This window comes from Nocardia sputi (assembly GCF_023501985.1).
This window is the reverse complement of sequence record NZ_JAMFLC010000002.1, coordinates 193193-213783: the sequence shown is the minus strand read 5'-3', so window position 1 is coordinate 213783 and position 20591 is coordinate 193193. Positions and strand designations below refer to the sequence as shown.

At 67.6% G+C, this 20591-nt stretch carries 19 protein-coding genes; 9 read left to right on the top strand and 10 right to left on the bottom strand.

The genetic code is table 11. The features are described 5' to 3' along the window. Positions 1-16: 16 nt before the first annotated feature. Both M8859_RS03505 and M8859_RS03500 read right to left on the bottom strand, forming a co-directional pair. The gene (locus tag M8859_RS03505; protein ID WP_249643792.1) at positions 17-1531 is read right to left on the bottom strand and encodes a multicopper oxidase family protein; all 1515 of its coding nucleotides are present in this window, start codon (positions 1529-1531) and stop codon (positions 17-19) included. Continuing rightward, on the bottom strand, positions 1524-1811 hold the full coding sequence (locus M8859_RS03500; protein ID WP_249643791.1) for an SHOCT domain-containing protein: 288 nt from the start codon (positions 1809-1811) through the stop codon (positions 1524-1526). Before M8859_RS03500 ends, M8859_RS03505 begins: the two co-directional genes overlap by 8 nt. A 137-nt stretch (positions 1812-1948) precedes the next feature. Between M8859_RS03500 and M8859_RS03495 the strand changes: the two genes are divergently transcribed. Continuing rightward, positions 1949-2719 (top strand): response regulator, encoded by a 771-nt coding sequence (locus M8859_RS03495; protein WP_372492837.1) that lies wholly within the window; start codon positions 1949-1951, stop codon positions 2717-2719. Next, complete coding sequence (locus tag M8859_RS03490) at positions 2716-3864, top strand: sensor histidine kinase (protein WP_249643790.1); 1149 nt, start codon at positions 2716-2718, stop codon at positions 3862-3864. Before M8859_RS03495 ends, M8859_RS03490 begins: the two co-directional genes overlap by 4 nt. Before the next feature lie 243 nt (positions 3865-4107). Here the strand turns inward: M8859_RS03490 and M8859_RS03485 are convergent, their stop codons facing one another. Then, positions 4108-4500, bottom strand: a complete 393-nt coding sequence (locus M8859_RS03485) for a DUF6632 domain-containing protein (protein ID WP_249643789.1) — start codon at positions 4498-4500, stop codon at positions 4108-4110. Between the two features lie 97 nt (positions 4501-4597). Further along, positions 4598-5503 (bottom strand): DUF8832 domain-containing protein, encoded by a 906-nt coding sequence (locus M8859_RS03480; RefSeq protein WP_249643788.1) that lies wholly within the window; start codon positions 5501-5503, stop codon positions 4598-4600. 408 nt (positions 5504-5911) lie between these two features. On the opposite strand from M8859_RS03480, the gene M8859_RS03475 reads away from it, so the two are divergent. After that, positions 5912-6706, top strand: a complete 795-nt coding sequence (locus tag M8859_RS03475; RefSeq protein ID WP_249643787.1) for an alpha/beta fold hydrolase — start codon at positions 5912-5914, stop codon at positions 6704-6706. 509 nt (positions 6707-7215) lie between these two features. Here the strand turns inward: M8859_RS03475 and M8859_RS03470 are convergent. The 4 genes from M8859_RS03470 to M8859_RS03455 form a co-directional block, all read right to left on the bottom strand. Then, positions 7216-8511 (bottom strand): MFS transporter, encoded by a 1296-nt coding sequence (locus tag M8859_RS03470; protein WP_372492836.1) that lies wholly within the window; start codon positions 8509-8511, stop codon positions 7216-7218. Then, positions 8508-9635, bottom strand: coding sequence for a PLP-dependent cysteine synthase family protein (locus M8859_RS03465; RefSeq protein ID WP_249643786.1), 1128 nt, complete (start codon positions 9633-9635; stop codon positions 8508-8510). Before M8859_RS03465 ends, M8859_RS03470 begins: the two co-directional genes overlap by 4 nt. A 106-nt stretch (positions 9636-9741) precedes the next feature. Further along, entirely contained in the window at positions 9742-10158 is a 417-nt protein-coding gene (gene lpqS, locus M8859_RS03460; protein WP_249643785.1) for a putative copper homeostasis (lipo)protein LpqS, read from the bottom strand. Between the two features lie 391 nt (positions 10159-10549). Beyond that, complete coding sequence (locus M8859_RS03455; RefSeq protein ID WP_249643784.1) at positions 10550-10756, bottom strand: heavy-metal-associated domain-containing protein; 207 nt, start codon at positions 10754-10756, stop codon at positions 10550-10552. Between the two features lie 272 nt (positions 10757-11028). Here M8859_RS03455 and M8859_RS03450 point away from each other — a divergent pair, with 272 nt between their 5' ends. From M8859_RS03450 to M8859_RS03430, 5 genes are all read left to right on the top strand, one after another. Beyond that, on the top strand, positions 11029-11241 hold the full coding sequence (locus M8859_RS03450; RefSeq protein WP_249643783.1) for a heavy-metal-associated domain-containing protein: 213 nt from the start codon (positions 11029-11031) through the stop codon (positions 11239-11241). 41 nt (positions 11242-11282) lie between these two features. Further along, entirely contained in the window at positions 11283-12221 is a 939-nt protein-coding gene (locus M8859_RS03445; protein ID WP_249643782.1) for a DUF8832 domain-containing protein, read from the top strand. Positions 12222-12322: 101 nt separating this feature from the next. Next, a complete protein-coding gene (locus M8859_RS03440; protein ID WP_249643781.1) occupies positions 12323-14572 on the top strand; it encodes a heavy metal translocating P-type ATPase in 2250 nt (749 codons plus the stop codon). Positions 14573-14794: 222 nt separating this feature from the next. After that, positions 14795-15442 carry a class I SAM-dependent methyltransferase gene (locus M8859_RS03435; protein ID WP_249643780.1) on the top strand — a complete coding sequence of 216 codons (648 nt, stop codon included), beginning with the start codon at positions 14795-14797 and terminating at the stop codon, positions 15440-15442. Positions 15443-15788: 346 nt separating this feature from the next. Next, positions 15789-16196, top strand: a complete 408-nt coding sequence (locus tag M8859_RS03430) for a four-helix bundle copper-binding protein (protein WP_249643779.1) — start codon at positions 15789-15791, stop codon at positions 16194-16196. A gap of 81 nt (positions 16197-16277) precedes the next feature. On the opposite strand, the gene M8859_RS03425 is transcribed toward M8859_RS03430, so the two are convergent. Then, a complete protein-coding gene (locus M8859_RS03425; protein ID WP_249643778.1) occupies positions 16278-17789 on the bottom strand; it encodes an MFS transporter in 1512 nt (503 codons plus the stop codon). 59 nt (positions 17790-17848) lie between these two features. Between M8859_RS03425 and M8859_RS03420 the strand changes: the two genes are divergently transcribed. Further along, positions 17849-18625 (top strand): AraC family transcriptional regulator, encoded by a 777-nt coding sequence (locus M8859_RS03420; protein ID WP_249643777.1) that lies wholly within the window; start codon positions 17849-17851, stop codon positions 18623-18625. A gap of 585 nt (positions 18626-19210) precedes the next feature. Here M8859_RS03420 and M8859_RS03415 read toward each other — a convergent pair. Further along, positions 19211-20584, bottom strand: coding sequence for an MFS transporter (locus M8859_RS03415; protein WP_249643776.1), 1374 nt, complete (start codon positions 20582-20584; stop codon positions 19211-19213). Positions 20585-20591: the final 7 nt, after the last annotated feature.

The following is a 20591-nucleotide window of genomic DNA, read 5'->3' as shown; positions in this document are numbered from 1 at the left end:
GTCGCGTGTGCCGGGGCTAGGTTCGGTAGGAAACGGTGGTCATCATTCCGGCCTCTTGGTGGTAGGCGTTGTGGCAGTGCATGGCCCATTGGCCGGGGTTATCGGCGTCGAATTCGATCTCGACGGTGCGCATCGGGCGGATTGTGACGGTGTCTTTGCGTACCCCGCTGTCGATGAGGGCGAACGTGCGCCCGTGCAGGTGCATCGGATGGAACATGTCCGACATGTTGCGCAGCCGCATCCGTACCCGTTGGCCCTCCCGTACTTCCAGCGGTTCGCTGTCGGGATGGGCCCGGCCATTGAGAGTCCATCGATACGGTGACATGGTTCCGCCCATATCGGCACTGAGGTAGCGGTCGCTGTCTATGGCTGCCAGGCGCACCTGCTCCCGTGGTGACAGATCGGTGCCCAGCAGCACCTCCCGGTCGAGTTCGCCGGGGCGGGACTGCGGCGGCAGCGCGCCGGTGGCGGTGCGCACGACGGCCTGCCCGTGCCCGGTTTTCCCTTCTGCCTGGGCGAACAGCGGGAACACTCCGTCGCCGAGGGTGACGAGTACGTCGAACCGCTCACCCATGCCGATCAGCAGAGCGTCGGTGTCCCGGGGCACGACGGGGAAGCCGTCGGTGTGGGTGACCGTCATGCGGTGACCGCCGAGGGCGACGCGGAAGGCGGTGTCCGCGCCGGCGTTGACGAACCGGATCCGCGCCCGCTGCCGCGGTGCGCCGGTCCACACCATCGGATCCTGCGGGACCCGGCCACTGACCAGGAAGTGCGGATAGGTGACGTCACCGGCGCCGCCGAGCAGCGGTGAGCGCATCGTCTCCTGGCCCATGTCCATGCCGTCCATGGATCCGTGGTCCATCCCGCTCATCCCGGGGCTGCTCGTGTCGCCCGCGGTGCCGGCGCCGATGCCGAGTTGGCGGGCGACATCGTCGGGAGTGCGGCCGGTGCCGTCGAGCCAATCGTCGAGTATCACGACCCAGTCGTGGTCGTACCCGCCGGGCTCGTGCGGATCGTCGATGATCAGGGCGCCATAGAGGCCGCGGTCGAGCTGAAGCCCGGAATGGGAATGGTAGAAGTGGGTGCCGGCGTCCGGCACGGTGAACTCGTAGGTGAACCCCGCGCCGACCGCGATCGGGTCCTGTGTCAGCCCGGGCACGCCGTCCATGTCGTTGCTCAGCGCGATGCCGTGCCAGTGCACACTGGTCGGCACCTCCAGGCGGTTGTGGACCTGCACCCGCAGCAGATCCCCGGCCCGCGCCCGTATCAGCGGCCCGGGAAGGTTCTGGTCGTAGCCCCAGGTCGAGACGATGCGACCGCCCAGATCCACGTCCACCGGGCGCGGTGTCAGACTGGCCGACACCACCGGCTGGCCGGGAGTCCGGCGCTGCTGTTCGAGACGTCGCACGATCGGCGAGGACGCCGTGACCGGCGAACCTCCCAGCGAACCCGACCCGGCGCAGGCCGCCAAAACTCCGGCGCCGGCGAGCGCAGACCCGACCAGGAAGGACCGGCGGCTCAGCTCACCCACGAACGTTTCCCTTACGGTCGTTGCCGTCGGCGGTCTCGAAGGTCTGCGCTAGTAGCTTGCGGCGCGCGAAGAACTCGTCGGCGTCGATGTCCCCGCGCGCGAAACGCGATTCCAGCACCCGCAGCGGATCGGCATCGGTGGGGTGCGCCGAATCGCCCGTCCGGTCGGTGCGGAACAGTGCTGCCATCAGGTAGATCACCGCGACCCAGAACACGAGCATGCACACGACCATGACGGTCCATCCCGCCCAGCCGGCCTGACTTACCCAGCTGGTCATCATCCTCGCCTCCTGTCCTCGAGTTCGGGTGCCCAGCCTGGTGTGGCTGTCCCGGTACTGCGGTAGAGGTCGTATGAAGATTTGCTCAAGAAGCCGTACCGCGGCGTCTGCGCCGTTGTGGTCCGGTGAAGATGAACACCATGGCCTCCGCTCCCCGCACCCCCGCACCGGCCCCCGACACCGCGCCCGCGCAGCGCCCGCCCACCGGCCTGCGCGCCATGGTTGTCGAGGACGAGGCGGCGTTGGCGAGTCTGGTCGGCAGCTATCTGGAACGCGACGGGTTCGATGCCACGATCACCGGCGACGGCCACGATGCTGTCTCGCTCGCCCGGGAGGTCGATCCGGATGTTGTGGTTCTCGACCTGGGGCTGCCGGGTCTGGACGGGGTCGAGGTGTGCCGGCAACTGCGCACCTTCTCCGATGCCTACGTCGTGATGCTCACTGCTCGTGCCGAGGAAGTCGATACCCTGATCGGGTTGTCGGTCGGCGCCGATGACTACCTCACCAAACCGTTCAGTCCCCGCGAGTTGATGGCCCGCGTCCAGGCCATGATGCGCCGCCCACGCACCGGCACCAGCCGGTCGGCGGGCTCGGCCACGGCACCCCGGACCCGCGTGTTCGGCGACCTGGCCATCGACGTCGACGGACGTGAGGTCACCGTCGACGGGGTGCCGGTGGCGCTCACCCGTACCGAGTTCGACGTCCTGGCCGCCCTGGCGCGCGATCCCGGTGTCGTGCTCACCCGGGCCCAGCTGATCGGCGCCGTCTGGGGCCCGAGCTGGATCGGGGACGAGCACCTGGTCGATGTACACATCGGCCATCTGCGCCGCAAACTCGGCGACGACGCTGGCCGCGGCCGCTATGTACGCACCGTTCGCGGTGTCGGCTACCGGATGGGTAGCGGAGCATGAACACCCGGTCCCGCGAACCCGATACCGCCCCGGCGGCGGCCGAGCGCGCGGCAGGGTCGAGTTTCGGAACCCGCCTGTTCGTCGCCCTGACCGTGGTGGTGATCGGATGCGCCGTCACTGCCTGGCTGGTCGCTTCGGCGTTGGCGCCCGGTATCTTCCACGACCACCTCGGTCAGGCCGGTATCCACGACTCGAGCCAGGCGGCTCACGTCGAGCAAGCCTTCACGCAGGCGATCGTGCTCGCCTGGGGTCTGGCGGTCGCGATCGCGGTCCTGCTGGCCTTGGCGGTGAGCTGGTACATCACCCGCCGCGTCCAGCGTTCGCTGGTCGCCGTGACCACCTCCACCGCCCGGATCGCGAGCGGACGCTACGACACCCGCGTCCACAGCCCCGGGCTCGGCCGCGAATTCGACGAACTCGCCGTCACCGTCAACGAACTCGCCCGCCGGCTCGACGCCACCGAAACCACCCGCCGCAGAATGCTGGCCGACCTCGGCCACGAAATGCGCACCCCGATAGCCACACTCGACTCCTACGTCGAAGCACTCGAAGACGGCGTCCGCACTTTGGACGACGACACCCGACAGGTCCTGCGCTCGGCGACCCGCCGACTCGAACGCCTCGTCGAAGACATCACCGCCGTCTTGAGCGCCGAGGAACACCTCACCCGGATCCGGCCGGTGCCCACGACCACCGCGACGCTGGTCACCCACGCGGTGCAGGCCGCGAAGGAACGCTACGACAACAAAAGCGTCGCGCTCCGCTCCCACATCCCGGACTCCGCCGCCGTGTCCGTCGACCCCGACCGGCTCGGCCAGGTACTGGGCAACCTGCTCGACAACGCCCTGCGTCACACCCCTCGCGGAGGCATGGTCACCGTCAGTACCCGGCGAGTAGCGCACCGGCACGTCGAAATCACCGTCACTGACACCGGAGAAGGTATCGCTCCCGACCATCTCGACCACCTCTTCGACCGCTTCTACCGGGCCGATACCGCCCGAGACCGCCGCCACGGCGGCAGCGGCATCGGCCTGACCATCACCCGCGCCCTCGTCGAAGCCCACCACGGCCGGATCCGGGCCCACAGCGACGGACCCGGACAGGGCTCACAATTCACCATCGAACTGCCCACCAGCGACCGCTGACCGTCACGCGACGCTCAGCGATGGATGGCCGGCCCCGGCTCCGGTCTCGTCGCCGCAGGGATCGCCTCGGCCAGACCTCCGCCCGCAGCAGTCCGGCCGGATCGGCCGCCCGCCCGGAGCGCGTCGGTTTCGGCCAGCTGCCGGGCCGCTGGAGGTTCGGTCGTGCGCTGTCGGCGCGGGCCCAGCGCGAGGTCGCGAGTCACACTCCGCGACATCCCGCAGCGGCGCCGGTTCGCGGTCCGTCTACTCCCGGTTCTCCAGGGTCAGCACGGTTTTGGCGCGCGGTGTCAGCACGGCGAGGGTGATCGCTATGAGTACCAGCACGGGGATATCACCCGCCAGGTGCTGCCATTCGCTCGGGGCGCGCGCGGTATGCCAGGTCATGACCGCAGCGTGGGCCAGGCTCGACCACACCGTGAACCAGATGAGGGATAGGTGACCCAGCGGGTGGCGGGAGGCTCGGATCAAGAAGACTCCGAGTACTGCGTAGATCACCGCGATCATCTGCTCGTACTCGGGCTGTTCAGGCTGCCAGCGGAAACCTGCGGGCCACAGATGGATCAAGGGATATACCCCGGCGATGAACGCGATGCCGGTCAGCAGGAGTGCCATCCGCAGCCGTCGTTGTTGCTGCATTTCCGGTCTCTTCTCGTCGATGCCGGTGCGGCCAACGGGCCCGGTGGCGTTACCCGTACGGCCGGCGGCGACAGCGTCCGGTAGCGGACTTCTGTTGTCAGTGGTGGCGGTGGGTTGTTGTGGTGGGCAGTGTGAAGGCTGCGGTGCGCACGGTTCCTTGATGTTTGAAGTCGAGGAACAGGCGGTAGACGCCGGGCCCGGGGACGAGGGTGTGGAAGGTGATGTCGGGGCCGGGGGCGGTGACGCCGTCTCCGGGTTCCCCGTTGGGGTGGACGTGGACGTAGGCCAGGTCTCCGGCCCGCAGGACGACGAGGTGGCCGAACGCCGCGAGGTAGGGCTGCAGATCGGTGACCGGCGCTCCGTCCTTGCGTACGGTGAGGGTCAGTTGCCGGCCTTCGCCGGCGACCAGGTCGCCGCTCAGTTCGACTTCGTAACCGTCGACCACGGTGGTGCGGGCCGGTTCCGGGATCGGCAGGGGCGCATAGTTTCCTGCGACGGCAAGATCCGCGCCGAGGGTGATGGTGCGGCCGAGCTCGCGTGGGGCGATATCGGTGAAGACCCGGTATGCGCCGGCCTCGGTCAGATCCAGCCGCACCGACCAGGTACCGTCGGCGGCGCGCTGCGGATGCACATGCCAGAAGCCGGTCAGTTCGCGGCGGGCCACGATCAGATGCAGTTCTTTGTCGTGGATCGGGGTGTAGTCGGTGACCGGCTGCCCGTCGGGGCCCAGGATTCGGAACCGGAACTCGATCTCACCGGGCTGCACGAGGTTGTCCGCCAAATCCAGTGAGTACCCGTCCTGGGTGATCAGCAGCCCGCACGGGAACGCGCCGGCGTCATGACCGGCGTGAGAGTGGTGACCGATGTGGGCGGGTTTCGGGTCGATGTGACCGATGTGGCCGTGAGTAGCGGTGGTCGCATGTGCGATAGACCCGCCGCGGGCCTCCCCATGGTTCGCGTGGTGGCCGTGGCCTGCGTGGTGAGTGTGGTTCGAGGGGTTCATCGCGATTTCCTGTTCTCGTCGTCAGCGGGACGAGAGAGAACATATACCCCATGGGGGTATAGCGCAAGAGGGATTTCCGCCCGAAAGGAAAAGGCTGATCGGCATGTGGTCAAGCCGGCTGGGGTGCGACTGGGGAAGGGGTCCTTCGATGGGGTCCACCGAGGATGTGGTGTATGCGTGTCGACCACGTGGCTGTCCGGTGGTGCTGCGGTTGGTGTGTGCCGCGAGACTGTGATGACGGGGCATCGCGCCGCTGTATCGCAGTGATCCGCCGCGCGCCCAGCGCATTTCGTGTTGTCGAGCGCCTTGGTCGGCGTCTGTATGAAGGTGCTAGACCTTTCGCGCTACCCACTCACGTGCGTAAAGTGATACCCCTACCCCGTAACCCTAATTGTGAGGATGTAGCCGATGCCACTGCAGGACAGTTACTTCGAACGTGACGGAGGGCGGATCGCCTACCGGATCACGGGAGCCGGGCGGCCCCTCGGGTATGCGCACGGCGTGCTGCTCAGCCGTGCGGGCGTGCGCGGGCTGAAGTTGTTCGATATCGAGGCGGTGGCCGATGGTCGCCGGTTGCTTACCTACGATCATCGGGGCCACGGCCGGTCGAGCGGGCGTCCGCGATCCGAGGATTATCTGTTCGAGAATTTCAGCCGTGACCTGCTCGGATTACTGGATGCAGTCGGCATCGGCGAACCGATGGACTTCGTGGGTTCGTCGTTGGGCGCCGATGTAGCGCTGCGTTCTGCGATCGCCGCGCCGCGGCGGTTTCGCCGCCTTGTGCTGATGATTCCGCCGGTTGCCTGGGAAACTGGGCCTCGGCAGGCGCGCGATTGGTATACCGACGCCGCCGCGGCCATCGATTCCGAGGGTCCGGCGGCGTGGCTGGACCGGTGGGCCGAGGGCGAACCGCTCCCGATCTTCGCCGACTACCCCGAGTTCGGGTTCGTTCCCGACGTTCCCGACGAGTTGCTTGCGCCGATACTGCGAGGCATAGGGCGCTCAGATCTACCGGATCCGGCCGAGATCGCCACACTCACCCACCCGACATTGATCTTGGCGTGGGACACCGACCCCCTGCACCCGGTATCGACCGCTGAAAAGTTGCGTGAGCTGCTCCCGAACGCGACCCTGCATATTTCGACCTCGGTCGCCGACATCAAGACCTGGACCGCCCGCACGGCGGCATTCCTGGTCGACTGACCGCTGGTCTGTGATCGGTCGAGGCGGTGCAGCGCGCTGGCCGCAACTGCTCCGAATCAGCGCCCCCAGTATCACACCGAGCTGAAGGCACCGGCTCGCTGTACAGGAGTGACGCCGCTGACCACGGCGACGATCCTTGCTGAGCATTGTCCGGCCCGGGGTGGTGCCTGCACGATGGCCGGCGCCACCCCGGCGGGGGTCACATCATCGGGCAGTTGCCCATGGCGCGGCACATCCAGTCGCAGATCATTTGCAGCGGATTCATCGGTATACCTCCTTTCGGTGTCGGTTCGGTCGGGTGGCAGGGGTGGCTCGCTGGTTGGGGCGGTGCGAGATCCTCTGCCGTGGTTCGGTTTCTGTGGCGGGACGCGGTAGTCGCAGCGCGGTGTGCGGCCGAGGCGGCGTCACGCGCATCGAACTGTTGCGGGCGGCTCGGGCTAAGGGTTTCGGGGCCTGCCCGTCATGAAATTGCGGCGCCACTTCCATTACCTCGGAGTGGGTGATCGGGTTCAGCGTGGAGAACCCTGCGCTGGTTCGTGGTCCGGGCGGTCGACGAACTCTCGTGACGGGCGGGTGGCCGTCTGTTCCGTGTGCGATCGGTCGAGCCGGTGCAGCGCGAATGCGGACAGCGCTCCGATGAGGGCGAGCCCGGCCCACACCGCCCAGTCCGCGTCGACATCTCGTGCGGCGCCGACAACGGCGCCGGTGGCGAGGTTGCCGGCCAGGATGCCGACACCGACGATGGTGTTGTAGAAGCCGTAGTGGGTGGCCACCAGTTTTCCGTCCGCAAGCGAGACGACGGTGTCCATTTCGAAGGGGAACACCGCGGCGGTCCCGACAGCCAGGACAGCTGTGGACAGGAGTAACGCGACGACCGCGGCGGCGGTACCGAATCGTCCGGGTCCGGGTACGACGAGCAACGGTAGGAACGCCGCGGCCAGTATCGCCATCCCCACCGCGAGGCTGCGCCCGGTTCCCCATCGCGCCTTGAACCACCCGGTGATGCGCAGCTGCCCGGCCACGGCGACCACACCGGAGACCACGAACAGCGCCGAGACGAGCACTTGTGCTTGCGCACCAGCGAGGTATTCGGCCTGGAGCGGTAAGGCCAGATACACCTGGAACGACAGCACATACGAGCCGACCATCGTCAGCGAGAACAGCAGGAAGCGGCGATTGGCCGCCACCGCGCGCCAGTCCTGCAGGATCGATGTCTGTTCGGCGGGCTTCTGCTCGCGTCGGGGCGGCAGGGCGGCCAACTGTGCCACGGTCAGGCCAGCGAATACGACGGCAGCGGCGGCCGCGGTCACGCGGAAATCGAGGAACATCAATGCCAGACCGACCAGTGGTCCGGCCAGGATCCCGGCTTGGTAGAAGATGTTGAACACCGCGAAGGCTTCGACTCGGCGTTTGCCGGTGTCGGCGGCCAGATAGGCCCGTACGGCGGGGTTGAACAGGGCGCCGGCGAAGCCGGTTGCGGCGGAGGCGATGAGTAGCCCGGGCAGCGAGGTGGCGAATATGAGCAGGGCGAAGCCGCCGGTGCGCAGCAGACAGCCCGCGACGATCAAGGGTTTGTAGCCGAGCCGGTCGGCGAGAGTGCCGCCGATGAGGAACATGCCCTGCTGGGAGAAGTTCCGTACACCCAGTACGAGGCCGACAGCCCAGGCCGCCAGGCCCAGGGGTCCGGCGAGGTAGCCGGCGAGGTAGGGCATCAGCATGTAGAAGCCGAGGTTGATGCCGAACTGGTTGATCATCAGCAACCGGGCGGCGAGGTCGAAGCTGCGGAAGCTCCTCAGTGCGTTCACGATGCGCCCTCTCCTGTCCGCTCTCCGGTGTGCGGGTCGACGATGCTGGTGCAGCGGGTCCACGAGTCCACCGCGCGTTCGCCTGGATGGGCGATAACGGCTGGTTCAATCGGCGGCGCGGTGTCGAACAGGCCGTGCTCGCGGCAGTAGTCGTCGTTGTAGATGGTGTCGAAATAGCGCTGGGGGCCGTCGGGGAACACCGCGGCGATGCGCGCGTCTTCCGGCAGGGTGCGTGCGGCCCATCCGGCGACCAGCGCCACGGCTCCGACGCTCCAGCCGCCGGTCGCGTAGTGGGTGCCGGCCAGTGCCCGGCATGCCCACACTGCTTCTGCGGGTGCTACCCAATGCACTTCGTGGAACGCCGGGTAGTCGACATTGCGGGGGAAGATGCTGGACCCCAGTCCGCGCATCAGCCGTGGACCGGCGGGCTGGCCGAAGATCGTAGAGGCCACCGTGTCGACGCCGATCAGCTTCAAGTCCGTGTTGAATCGGCGCAACACGCGCGCGACGCCTGCGGAGTGGCCGCCGGTGCCGACTGCGCATACCAGGACATCGATCTCGCCCAGCTGTTGCTGTAACTCCAGGCCCAGGGATTCGTATCCGTCGACATTGTCGGGGTTGGTGTACTGGTCGGGGCACCATGCTGCGGGCTCGGCCGCCAGGAGTTCGGTGACGCGGTCGCGGCGTGCTTGTTGCCAGCCGCCGCTGGGATGGGGCTCGGCCACCATGTCGACGCGGGCGCCATAGCAGGCGAGCATGCGTGCGACGATCGGCTCGAGCCCGGGATCGGTGACCACGGTGACGGGGTGGTGGTACACCGCGCCGGCCAGCGCCAAACCGAGCCCGAGGGTGCCGCTGGTGGATTCGATGATGCGCGCTCCCGGTGCCAGATCGCCGCGCTGCTGCGCGCGCTCGACCATGTGCAGCGCGGGCCGGTCCTTCATCCCGCCGGGATTGAAGCCTTCCAGTTTCGCCCAGAATCCGCGGTCGGCCGGCGCCAAGGGCGCGCTCACCCACAGGACTGGGGTGTTGCCGACAAGTGAACTGGATTCCCGTACCGGGGCCGGTGGGATGAGTACTCCAGCGGCTGCTTCGGCGGGTTTGCCGAATACGACGTTGCTCATGATTGTCGCTTTCTGTATCCGAACCGCCACGCAGGGCGGTGTAGACGGTGAGCAGGCAGCGAACACCGGCCGGCGACACAACGGGTCGCGGCCTGGCGCTGACCGGTCAGCGTCGGGAGATACAGAAATTCGTGAGGATGGCTTGCCCGTTCGACACGGGTAGTGCGGCAACGGGAGGGCCGCGGATCGCGCGGGTGCCGGTGAAGATCAGGGCGAGGGCGCCTACGACGGTCGCGGCGAGAAACGCCAGCCACAGCAACGGCGAAATCGTCGCTCCGCTGGAGGGCAGCAGCGACTTCTCGACGCAATGGATCATGTGCTGATCACAGTGGTCGGTGAGTCCCCCGCTCATCGCGTGCGGGGAATGGGTGTGCGAGGCGAGAGCGACCTCGACGGCTGCCACGACGGGGGGATGGGTGTGCTCGTCCTGCCCGTGCAGGGTGCAGTCGATCAGCGGGGCAACGAGCAGCACCGCCATCAGCAGTCCCAGCGATGTGCGTCGCAGGCGAGCGAGGACTTTCACTGCGGACCACTCGGATCCCGGGAACGGCTGCCGTGCGGCAATGCCTCGGTTGCCGGAGATGGTGCACCGGCCTCGCAGTATCGACCATCGTCGATGCGTTCACGCTGCATATCGGGGTATTCGAACGTTCTGGCCACCTGCACCACCTCCTCTCGTCACCCATTGTTCTCTCGGCGAAGGCCACATCGGCGAAGCAACACTGCAACGGTCGCGAAACAACCTACCCGTCGCGTCCATCCTGCCTCGCCTTCTTGTGACCAGAGCCACCGATGGCACCGACCGTGGGAAGAATCCTGCGGTCGGCACCGGCTCGGCGCACCGACCGCAGCTGAATCGGCCGGCGCGCTGATCAATCAGGCCCGAGGCGTCGAGTCCGGACCGGTGCGCGAAGTCAGGCGACCACTCGGTAACCGGCGGCTTCCACAGCGTTCGCGATGGCGTCCGGGTCGACCTCCTTACCCGATTCGACGGTGACCCGGCCGGTGGCGGGATCCGCGTCGACCGCGGAGACGCCATCGAGTGCGCCGAGGGCGGTTCGGACCTTGGAAGCGCAACCGCCGCAAGTCATTCCCGCAACAGTAATGGTCGAGGTGCTCATATCGTTTCCTGTCGATCTGGGGGGGGGAAGGTCCGCGTGCCCATCCGGAATCGCGCTCGCTGGGACGCGGGGGAACACTTCAACCCTTACCCTACCCCTGTGGGGTATTGCAACCAATGGGGTCGGCAAACTGGCCGGGCTCCGCCTCCACCGGTGGTCCTGGTCGGCGGGTCCGCGGTCGAGTTGCCGAAACCTCTTGACTTGATACCCCCGGGGGGTATTGTAGGTTTCGTTCCGCGGCGCGGAGTCGCCACAACACCAAGGAGAAACAGATGAGCAGCGCAACCACCACCGTCACGGTCACCGGCATGACCTGCGGCCATTGCGTCTCCTCGGTCCGCGAGGAAGTCGGCCGGATCGACGGCGTCACCTCCGTTGATGTCGACCTGGCCAGCGGGCTGGTCACGATCGGAAGTTCCTCCCCCGTGGGGCGTGACGCGATTGCAGCCGCTGTCGACGAAGCCGGTTACCAACTCGCCGACTGACCTCTCCACCTGATTACGACATGACAGCAAGGAGCATCCCGATGAACACGCCCAGCAAGTTCGCTGGCTTCGCCCTCGGGCTCGCTGCGGTCTTCGGGATCGCGGTCGTCCTCGGCGCGGCCGTTGGCCCCACTCCCGACCCGCCCGCCGACCACGACACGCACCCGGCTGGACCCGCCACCCCCGGCGGGTCCAGCCCCAACCAGCTACCTGGTGGCCTGCTCGTCAGTGACCGCGGTTACACACTGCAACTGGACGCCCCGCAAGTCCGCCCCGGCACCGAGGTCGCGGTCGGTTTCCGCGTTCTCGACGCCGCCGGCGCGCCGGTGACCCGGTACGAGCGCAGCCATGACAAGGACTTGCACCTGATCGCGGTCCGCCGCGATATGGCCGCCTTCCAGCATGTGCATCCGCGCTTGGATGCCACCGGCACCTGGCGCGTCCCGCTGAATCTGTCCCGTGCCGGTGACTACCGGCTCTTCGCCGACTTCACTCCGGATGGCGGCGAGAACCTGACCTTGGGCGCGGATCTGCGGGTCGCGGGCAACTACGACGCCCGAGCACTACCCGAACCGGACACCACCGCAGTGGTCGACGGCTATACCGTGGCCCTCGACGGCGCCGTCGCCGCCGGTCGCGCGTCGACGGTGACGCTGTCGGTCAGCCGCAACGGCCGACCGGTCACCGACTTGCAGCCCTACCTCGGTGCCTACGGACATCTGGTCGCCCTGCGCGCCGCCGACCTGGCCTACCTGCACGTGCACCCGGAAGGCGAACCCGGCGACGGCCGCACACCGGCGGGGCCGGGCATCACCTTCTCGCTCACTGCCCCGACCGGCGGCGACTACCGGCTGTTCCTGGACTTCCAGCACAAGGGGACGGTCCGCACCGCGGAATTCACCGTTCGCGTACCCCGGGGTGCCAACGGCACCGAAACACCCGCAGAGCAGGTCGGTGAACAACCCGGCCACGGCCACTGACCCCCCCGGCCGGAGCAACCGGCCAACCTGCCCGGGGACGCCGAGCGGTAGGCGCCTCGTGGAGCATCACCCAGTTCGAGCACCACAGAACGGAGCAATCCATGACCACCGTGACACAACCATCGCCCACCGGGCAGGTCGAACTGGTGATCGGTGGCATGACCTGCGCGTCCTGCGCCAACCGGATCGAGAAGAAACTCAACAAGGTCGACGGCGTCACCGCCACTGTCAACTACGCGACCGAGAAGGCGCGTGTGGACTACACGGGTGATATCGCACCCGAAGACTTGATCGGTGTCGTTGAGCAGGCCGGTTACACCGCCGCTCTCCCACGCCCTGCCGCGACCGAGACTGCGGAGGTCACCGAGGCCGACCCAACCGCGTCGCTGCGGACGCGGCTGCTGGTTTCGCTGGTATTGACCGTGCCGGTGATCGCGATGGCGATGATTCCGGCGTTGCAGTTCACCAACTGGCAATGGCTGTCACTGACCCTGGCGGCGCCGGTGGTGGTGTGGGGAGCATTGCCCTTCCACCGGGCGGCCTGGACCAACCTCCGGCACGGCACCGCCACGATGGACACCCTGGTGTCCATCGGCACGCTGGCCGCATTCGGCTGGTCACTGTATGCCCTGTTCTGGGGTACCGCAGGCACTCCGGGGATGACGCACCCGTTCGAGTTCACCATCGCCCGGATGGACGGCACCGGCAGTATCTACCTCGAAGCGGCGGCCGGGGTCACCACCTTCATCCTGGCCGGTCGCTTCTTCGAGGCCCGGTCCAAGCGCCGGGCCGGCGCGGCGCTGCGGGCACTGCTCGAACTCGGCGCCAAAGAGGTGTCGGTGCTGCGTGCGGGTCGGGAGGAACGCATTCCGGTCGACGCGCTGGTCGTCGGTGACCGCTTCGTGGTCCGGCCAGGGGAGAAGATCGCCGCCGACGGCGTGGTGGTCGAGGGTTCCTCGGCGGTGGATGCGTCCATGCTCACCGGGGAATCGGTGCCGGTCGAGGTCGGTATCGACGATACGGTGGTCGGCGCCACCGTCAACGTGGGCGGCCGAATCGTGGTGCGGGCGAGCCGGATCGGGTCGGATACCCAGCTCGCGCAGATGGCGAAACTGGTCGAAGACGCCCAGACCGGCAAGGCGCAAGCGCAGCGACTGGCCGACCGGATCTCCGGGATCTTTGTGCCGATCGTGATCGCGCTCGCGGTGGCGACCCTGGGATTCTGGCTCGGTACCGGCGGTTCGGTGGCGGCGGCGTTCACCGCGGCGGTGGCGGTGTTGATCATCGCCTGCCCGTGCGCCCTCGGGCTGGCCACGCCGACCGCGCTGATGGTCGGCACCGGCCGCGGTGCCCAGCTCGGTGTCCTGATCAAGGGACCGGAGGTGCTGGAATCGACCCGGCGAGTGGATACCGTGGTGCTGGACAAGACCGGCACCGTCACCACTGGGAAGATGACGCTGCTCGATGTCGTCGTCGCCGACGGCGAGTCCGCCGAGCGGGTGCTGGCGCTGGCCGGTGCGCTGGAGGACTCCTCGGAGCACCCGATCGCCCAAGCCATCGCCAAGGGCGCCCGCGAGCGGGTGGGCGAGCTGGAACCGGTCGAAGGCTTCGCCAATGTTGCCGGGCTCGGCGTGCAGGGCATCGTGGACGGGCACGCAGTGGTCGTCGGCCGCGCCCGGCTCCTGCAGGACTGGTCCCTGCACCTGGACGGCGACCTCGAGCAGGCAATGCGCACCGCCGAGGCCGGCGGACAGACGGCGGTCGCGGTCGGCTGGGACGGCCTAGCGCGTGGGGTGCTGGTCGTGGCGGACGCGGTGAAACCGACCTCCGCCGAAGCTGTGCGGCAGCTGCGTGCGCTCGGTTTGACTCCGATCATGCTGACCGGCGACAACGAAGCCGCCGCCCGCTCGATCGCCGCCCAGGTAGGTATCGACGAAGTGATTGCCGAGGTCCTGCCGCAGGACAAGGTCGCCGTCGTCGAGCGGTTGCAGAACGAGGGCAAAGTCGTGGCCATGGTCGGCGACGGCGTCAATGATGCCGCCGCACTCGCCCGGGCCGACCTCGGACTGGCCATGGGCACCGGCACCGATGTCGCCATCGAAGCCAGCGACCTGACCCTGGTGCGCGGGGACCTGCGAGCCGCCGCCGATGCCATCCGTCTGGCCCGCCGCACTCTGGGCACCATCAAGGGCAACCTGTTCTGGGCGTTCGCCTACAACGTCGCCGCGATCCCACTGGCCATGGCGGGCCTGCTCAACCCTATGCTCGCCGGAGCAGCGATGGCGTTCTCCTCGGTGTTCGTGGTCAGCAACAGTCTGCGGCTGCGCCGATTCCAGTCCACCGCGCAATAACCGAGCCACCCGGTGGTCTGCCTCCGCTGCTCCGAGACCCGCGCTCGGGGCAGCGGGCGCTGTCACCGTCTCCCGCCGCAACGCAGGACGCAGAACACCTGAGGGCAGAGCCAGGAAATGCGGTAGCGGCGGACCTGTTGAAATCAAATTCGGGCCCCACCCTGTACCGAGGGCCGCGCGAGGTCCGTTCGGAATTACGCCAGTCGATTGAGGTGATGTGTTGTGAAAACGCCGTTGACAGACCGTCTGTGGGACCTGATAGGCACCCAGCTCGGACGCCCCGACGGCGTGATCGGGCGCCTCGTCGGCCGCATACTCAACCGCGGTAACCGCGCGACCGTGGCCGCAGCGGTCGCCGCCGCAGACCCGCCCGAGGGCGCCACTGCCGTCGATATCGGCTTCGGTGGCGGCATCGGTCTCGGCCTGTTGTTGGCCCGGATCGGCGACACCGGCACCGTGCACGGCGTGGAGGTGTCGCCGACGATGATCGACCAGGTACGTCGCCGCTACCGCAACGACATCGGCAGCGGCCGGCTCATCTTGCACACCACCGCGATGCACGATCTGCCACTACCCACCGAAACAGTGGACGCAGTGGTCAGCACCAACACCGTCTACTTCATCGACGATCTGACCACGGCATTTACCGAGATCGCCCGCGTTCTACGCCCCTCGGGGCGCCTGGCGCTCGGCGTCGGTGACCCGACCGCGATGGCCCGGATGCCCTTCACCGAAAACCGCTTCCGCCTCCGGCCGATCACCGAAATCACCGACCACCTCGAAACGGCCGGCCTGACAGTCGTCGGAAAGGAACGACTCACCGACGAGGGCGCAGTCGAATTCCACATCCTGATCTGCGAAAAGAAATAGACCCACGATCGACGCGGCGTCCCGAGGCGCAAGTACCAGACGTTGTCGGGTCGCCCAGCACCCCCGCCGTCGGCCACCACGAGGAGTATCGATGACGACGATGACGCAGGCAGCAACGCGAATCATCGGCCATCCGGCGACCCGGGCAGCACTGCGATGTGTCGCCGGATGCGCCCTCACCGCGGCCCAGCAGGCCATACGCCACAGCCGCGCACACACCGCCCACCCCGATCGCAAACGGTAACGGGCCCGCCGTTTCATCGACCCCGAGGCGGGTAAGGCGACGAGGGTCTCGAGTCGGGACCCCCAGGCAACGAGCCGGGGGGCTCGGGGCGAGGAGGTATGCGTGGAAACGGTGAATCGACTACTCGACAGCTACCCGGCTGACCTCGGCGGCGTCGACCACAAAGCCCTCGCGACCTGCATCGCCGCCTGCGTCGAGTGCGCACAGGCATGCACCGCGTGCGCGGATGCGTGCCTTAGCGAACCGGCAGTGGCGGACTTGCGGAAATGCATCAGGACCGACCTGGACTGCGCCGATATCTGCGAGACCACCGGCCGGATACTTTCCCGGCATACCGGCTACGACGCCAACCTCACCCGTTCGGTGCTCGAAAGCTGCGCCACCGCCTGTCGAAGCTGTGCCCAAGAATGTGAGCAGCACAGCGATGCCCACGCTCACTGCCGCATCTGCGCGGAGGTGTGCCGGCGCTGTGAATCCGCGTGCCGCGAACAACTGTCCGCACTCGGCTGAGTTCACGCCGCACACCCCACCCGGCTTCTCGCTTTCCCGGGATCGGCGCTCTGGGTCGGCATTCACTCAGGTCGGCGACGGCTACTCGCCCGGTGTGCGGAGGGCGGATACTGGGGCCGAGCGATGGGTCCGCAGCAGGGCGGCAATCAGGACGGCACCGACGACGAGGATGACGGCAGCAATCGTGAGTGCGGAGGAAAAGCCCTGTGACTGAGCGGAACCGGCCGCATTACCACGGTGTTCGGCCACGGTGACCAAAACCGCCACACCGATTGCGCCACCGATCTGTTGCACGGAGCTGAACAGCGCCGAGCCGAGCCCGGCGTTCTCCTCGGTGGTGCCGGTGACCGCGGCCGCGGTCAGGACAGGCAGACTCAGCCCGCACCCAAGACTGGTGACGAGCATGCCCGGCAGCACCCCTGTGGTGTACGGGTCGCCCGCTGCCACACCGGAGAGCATGAGCAGCCCGGCCGAGCTGATCAGGAACGACAGAACCAGCGCCCAGCGCATCCCGATTCTCGTGATTGCGTGAGCCGAAAGGCGCATTCCCGCAAGGATTCCGGCACCGTAAGGCAGGTAGGCGAGGCCGGCCTGCAGCGGACTGTAACCGAGGACGGTCTGCAAGTGGATCATCAACAGGAAGGCCATGGCGAAAAAGGCCACTGAGAACAGCAGTGTCGCCGCGTTGGCGACCGTACGCGTCCGGTCGGCGAGAAACGCCATCGGCACCAACGGCTCGGCCACCCTCGATTCCACCACGAGAAATGCGGCGGCCAAGAGTGCAGCCAGCAGCAGGGCCGCGATGACGGTGAGGTCTGTCCAGTTTGTTTCCCCGGCTCGGAGTAGGCCGTAGACCAGGAAGACCACAGCGCCGGTGCCCAGGATGGTGCCGGGTATGTCCAGACGTGCCCGCGCGCGTGCACGGCTTTCCGGGATTAGCCGTGGCAGCAGCACGAGGGCTACCGCCGCCACCGGCAGGTTGATCAGAAAGATCCAGCGCCAGGACGTGAGGTCGGTCAGCACGCCGGAGATCACCAGCCCCGTGGTGCCACCGAGGGCAGCGATCCCGCCCCAGATAGCCAGCGCCCGAGTGCGTTCCGCGGTGCCGGGGAACAACAAGGTGATCAACGACAGCGCGGCGGGACTCGCCATGGCCGCGCCAGCGCCCTGAACGAACCGTCCGAGCACGAGTTGCCACGGCTCCTGGGCGAGCCCGCACGCCAGACTGGCGACACCGAACAGCGCCACCCCCACAAGGAACACGCGGCGCCGCCCCAGCAGGTCGGCCGCGCGCCCTGCCAGCAACAACAATCCACCGAAGGCAAGAAAGTAGGCGTTGACCACCCACGCCAGCCCCGAGCCGCTGAAGCCCAGCTCGTCGCGGAGGCTGCGGAGGGCGACGCTGACCACATTGTCGTCGAGTACCAGCATGAATTGGACGAAGCACAGCACCACCAGCGCTGCCCGGCGCCGGCCGGGGACTACGGGAGCAACCACCGATGTCACAGCAGACGTTCCGGCTTCGAAGGCATGCGCCAGCCCTGATGAGTCGCGGAATTTTTCAGCACCAAATGACGCTATGTGCCGGTGCATCCTGGCCACAATACGTGATGAGGACGGACTATATCGCATTGAGGACATAGGCTGGCGTCATGCTCGAATCCGCCGACTCCTTCGACCTGTCCGGCACCGGAGTGATCCTCGTCGGACAATTCCCGTTGACGTCGGGGGAATGGATCCCAGCCCACAGCCACACCCACCACCAACTGGCATGGACGCGCCGCGGGGTTCTCAGCATCGCCGTAGCCGACGCATACTGGGTACTACCGCCGACCCGGGCCCTGTGGCTACCGGCCGGGGTGGTGCACCGGACCGGCGCGACCCGTGAAGCGGAGTTATTCAGCCTCTACCTCGATCCAGCACGATGCTCCCTGGACTGGTCTGCGCCAACTGCGGTGGGTGTCGGCGCGCTGCTGGCCCAACTGATCACCCATCTCGCCCGCCGCGATCTCGCCGAAGACGCGCGGCAGCGAGCCGAGGCGGTCGTGCCGGACCTGCTGCATCCCGTACCGACCCTGCCGATCGACGTCCCGCTCCCCGTGGACGAACGGGTCCGCGCCGTGGCCGACGCCCTGCTCGCCGACCCCGCCGACCCCCGCAGCCTCGAAGCACACGCGCACGACATCGGAGTGAGCCGACGAACACTGACCAGGCTGTTCGTCCGCGACACCGGCATGAGCTTCGACCGCTGGCGCACCCATATGCGGCTACGCGCCGCCCTGCCTCTCCTCGCCGAAGGCCGCACTGTATCCCAGGCCGCTCACGCCGTGGGATACACGACCGCGAGCGCTTTCCTCGCGGCGTTCCGGCGGACCGTGGGCACCTCACCCGGACGGTACCTCCACACAGACTCCGGGCTCGACCTGTGAATCGAATGGCCCCATGGAGGCGCCCCGCGCTCACAACGGGCTACCACTGTCCGCGAGTCCCGGGGCGAACACCACGACAAGCCAGGATCGCGCGACGTACCGGATGCGCATGGGACGGAGCCGCAGTGCGCGGGTGGCGCGGGCACCGGTCCGGTGTGGCCCGCGCCCAGTACATCGGCTCATTTGCGACCGCGGGTCCGGAAAATGCGCAGGTCCGCGTGCATGGACTCGCTGGGCGAGGGTACATCCAGGTCCCACTCGCAGGTAATGACAGGAGGTGGGTTCGATGATGGAAATGTGCATGCAGATGATGAACATGGCGCGGAACTGGTGGAACGGCATGTTCCCCGGAATGCCCATGCCCATGATGTAGCCACAGATCCGGTGTTCGCGGAGCCGAAGTACTTTCCGTGCTCCGAACCGCCGGCATGAAAGGAATCAACGGCCCCCGCCGCCCACCTCGGCGTCGATGCTGGCGGCGTGGCCAGGCAGCCATGAACTGTCGCGGAGACCGGCTTGAAGTGACCGGACCTGCTTGTGGCGGCCGCGTCTTTCGGCGACCGCCACAAGCGAGCGAAAACCATCTCAAGCAGCCAATACGGTCGGCCGTTCCGCTCGGGGCCAGCGCGGGTGCTCGGCATCGATGACGAACAGGTGTGTGTGCCGGTAGTGGCGTTCGTCCACCCGGACCGCGTCCCCCAGCCGAGCCGGGTCGATGGTGCCGATCTCGTGCAGGTGGGTGAGCTCCGCCGGATCGTTACGCGGCCACGTCCGCAGCGCCACCATCATTCCGGCGCCGGCGAGTACGGCCAGCACCGCCCATGTCATGGTGAAACCGAAGGCTGTGCTCAACCAGCCGGTGAGCGGGTAGGTGAGTAGCCACGCCAGGTGCGACAGCGAGAACTGCGCGGCGAACAGCGCCGGGCGGTCCGCGGCCTGCGACGAGCGCCGCAGCACCTGACCGGTCGGAGTCAGTACCGCCGCCGTGCCCACCCCGACGACCACCCACACCGCGACCGCCGCGCCCCAGCGCCACCCACCACCACTCGCGGTCGACAGCGCGATAGCCGACCCCAGTCCGGCGAGCAGGGTGGCCGCACCTGCGATCATCACCGGCCGCGCGCCGAGTCGTTCGAGGACCGGGGGCAACGCCAGCGCGACGAGCATGGTGCCGAATCCATTCGCGGCCAGCAGCATCGCCACCCCGGACTGCGTTCCGCCGAGAGTGTCGCGAACGTAGTTGACGGTGTTGACCATGATCACCGAACCTGCGGCCGCGACCACCAGGTTCAACCCGAGCAGCCCCCGCAGCCGTGGCGTCGCGGCGAAAATCCGCATACCCACCGTTATCCGCTCTGCGAAGCTGCCCTCGGCAGAGCCGGCGCCGGTATCCGGAATGCGGGTGGTGACCACCAGCACCGCCGAGACCACGAACCCGACCGCCGTGCCCACGAACAACCAGTGGAAACTGATCACCGCCAGCGCTGCCGCGGCCAGCATCGGACTCAGCAAAGTCTCCATTGTCGCGGCGAGCTGGGCGGCCGACAGAGCCCTGGTGTAGTCCCGCTCATCCGGCAGAATATCGGGGATAACTGCCTGGTACGTCGGGGTGAAGGCGGCCGAGGCGGTCTGCAGGACGGCGATCAGCACGTAGATCTGCCACACCTGGTCGATGAACGGTAGTGCCAGCACAACCGCCGCCCGGATCACATTCAGCGAGACCAGAAACAGCCTGCGCGGGAACCGGTCGGCGTATGCGCCCACGATCGGCGCGACCGTCACGTACACCAGCATTTTGATCGTCAACGCGGTACCGAGCACCGCAGCCGCGTCCGCACCGGCAAGTTCATAGGCCAGCAGACCCAAGGCAACAGTGGTCAGGCCCGTGCCGAACAGGGCCGACACCTGGGCGATGAACAGCCGGAGATAGTCGCGGTGGGAGAACAAGGAGGTAAACATCGAGTCG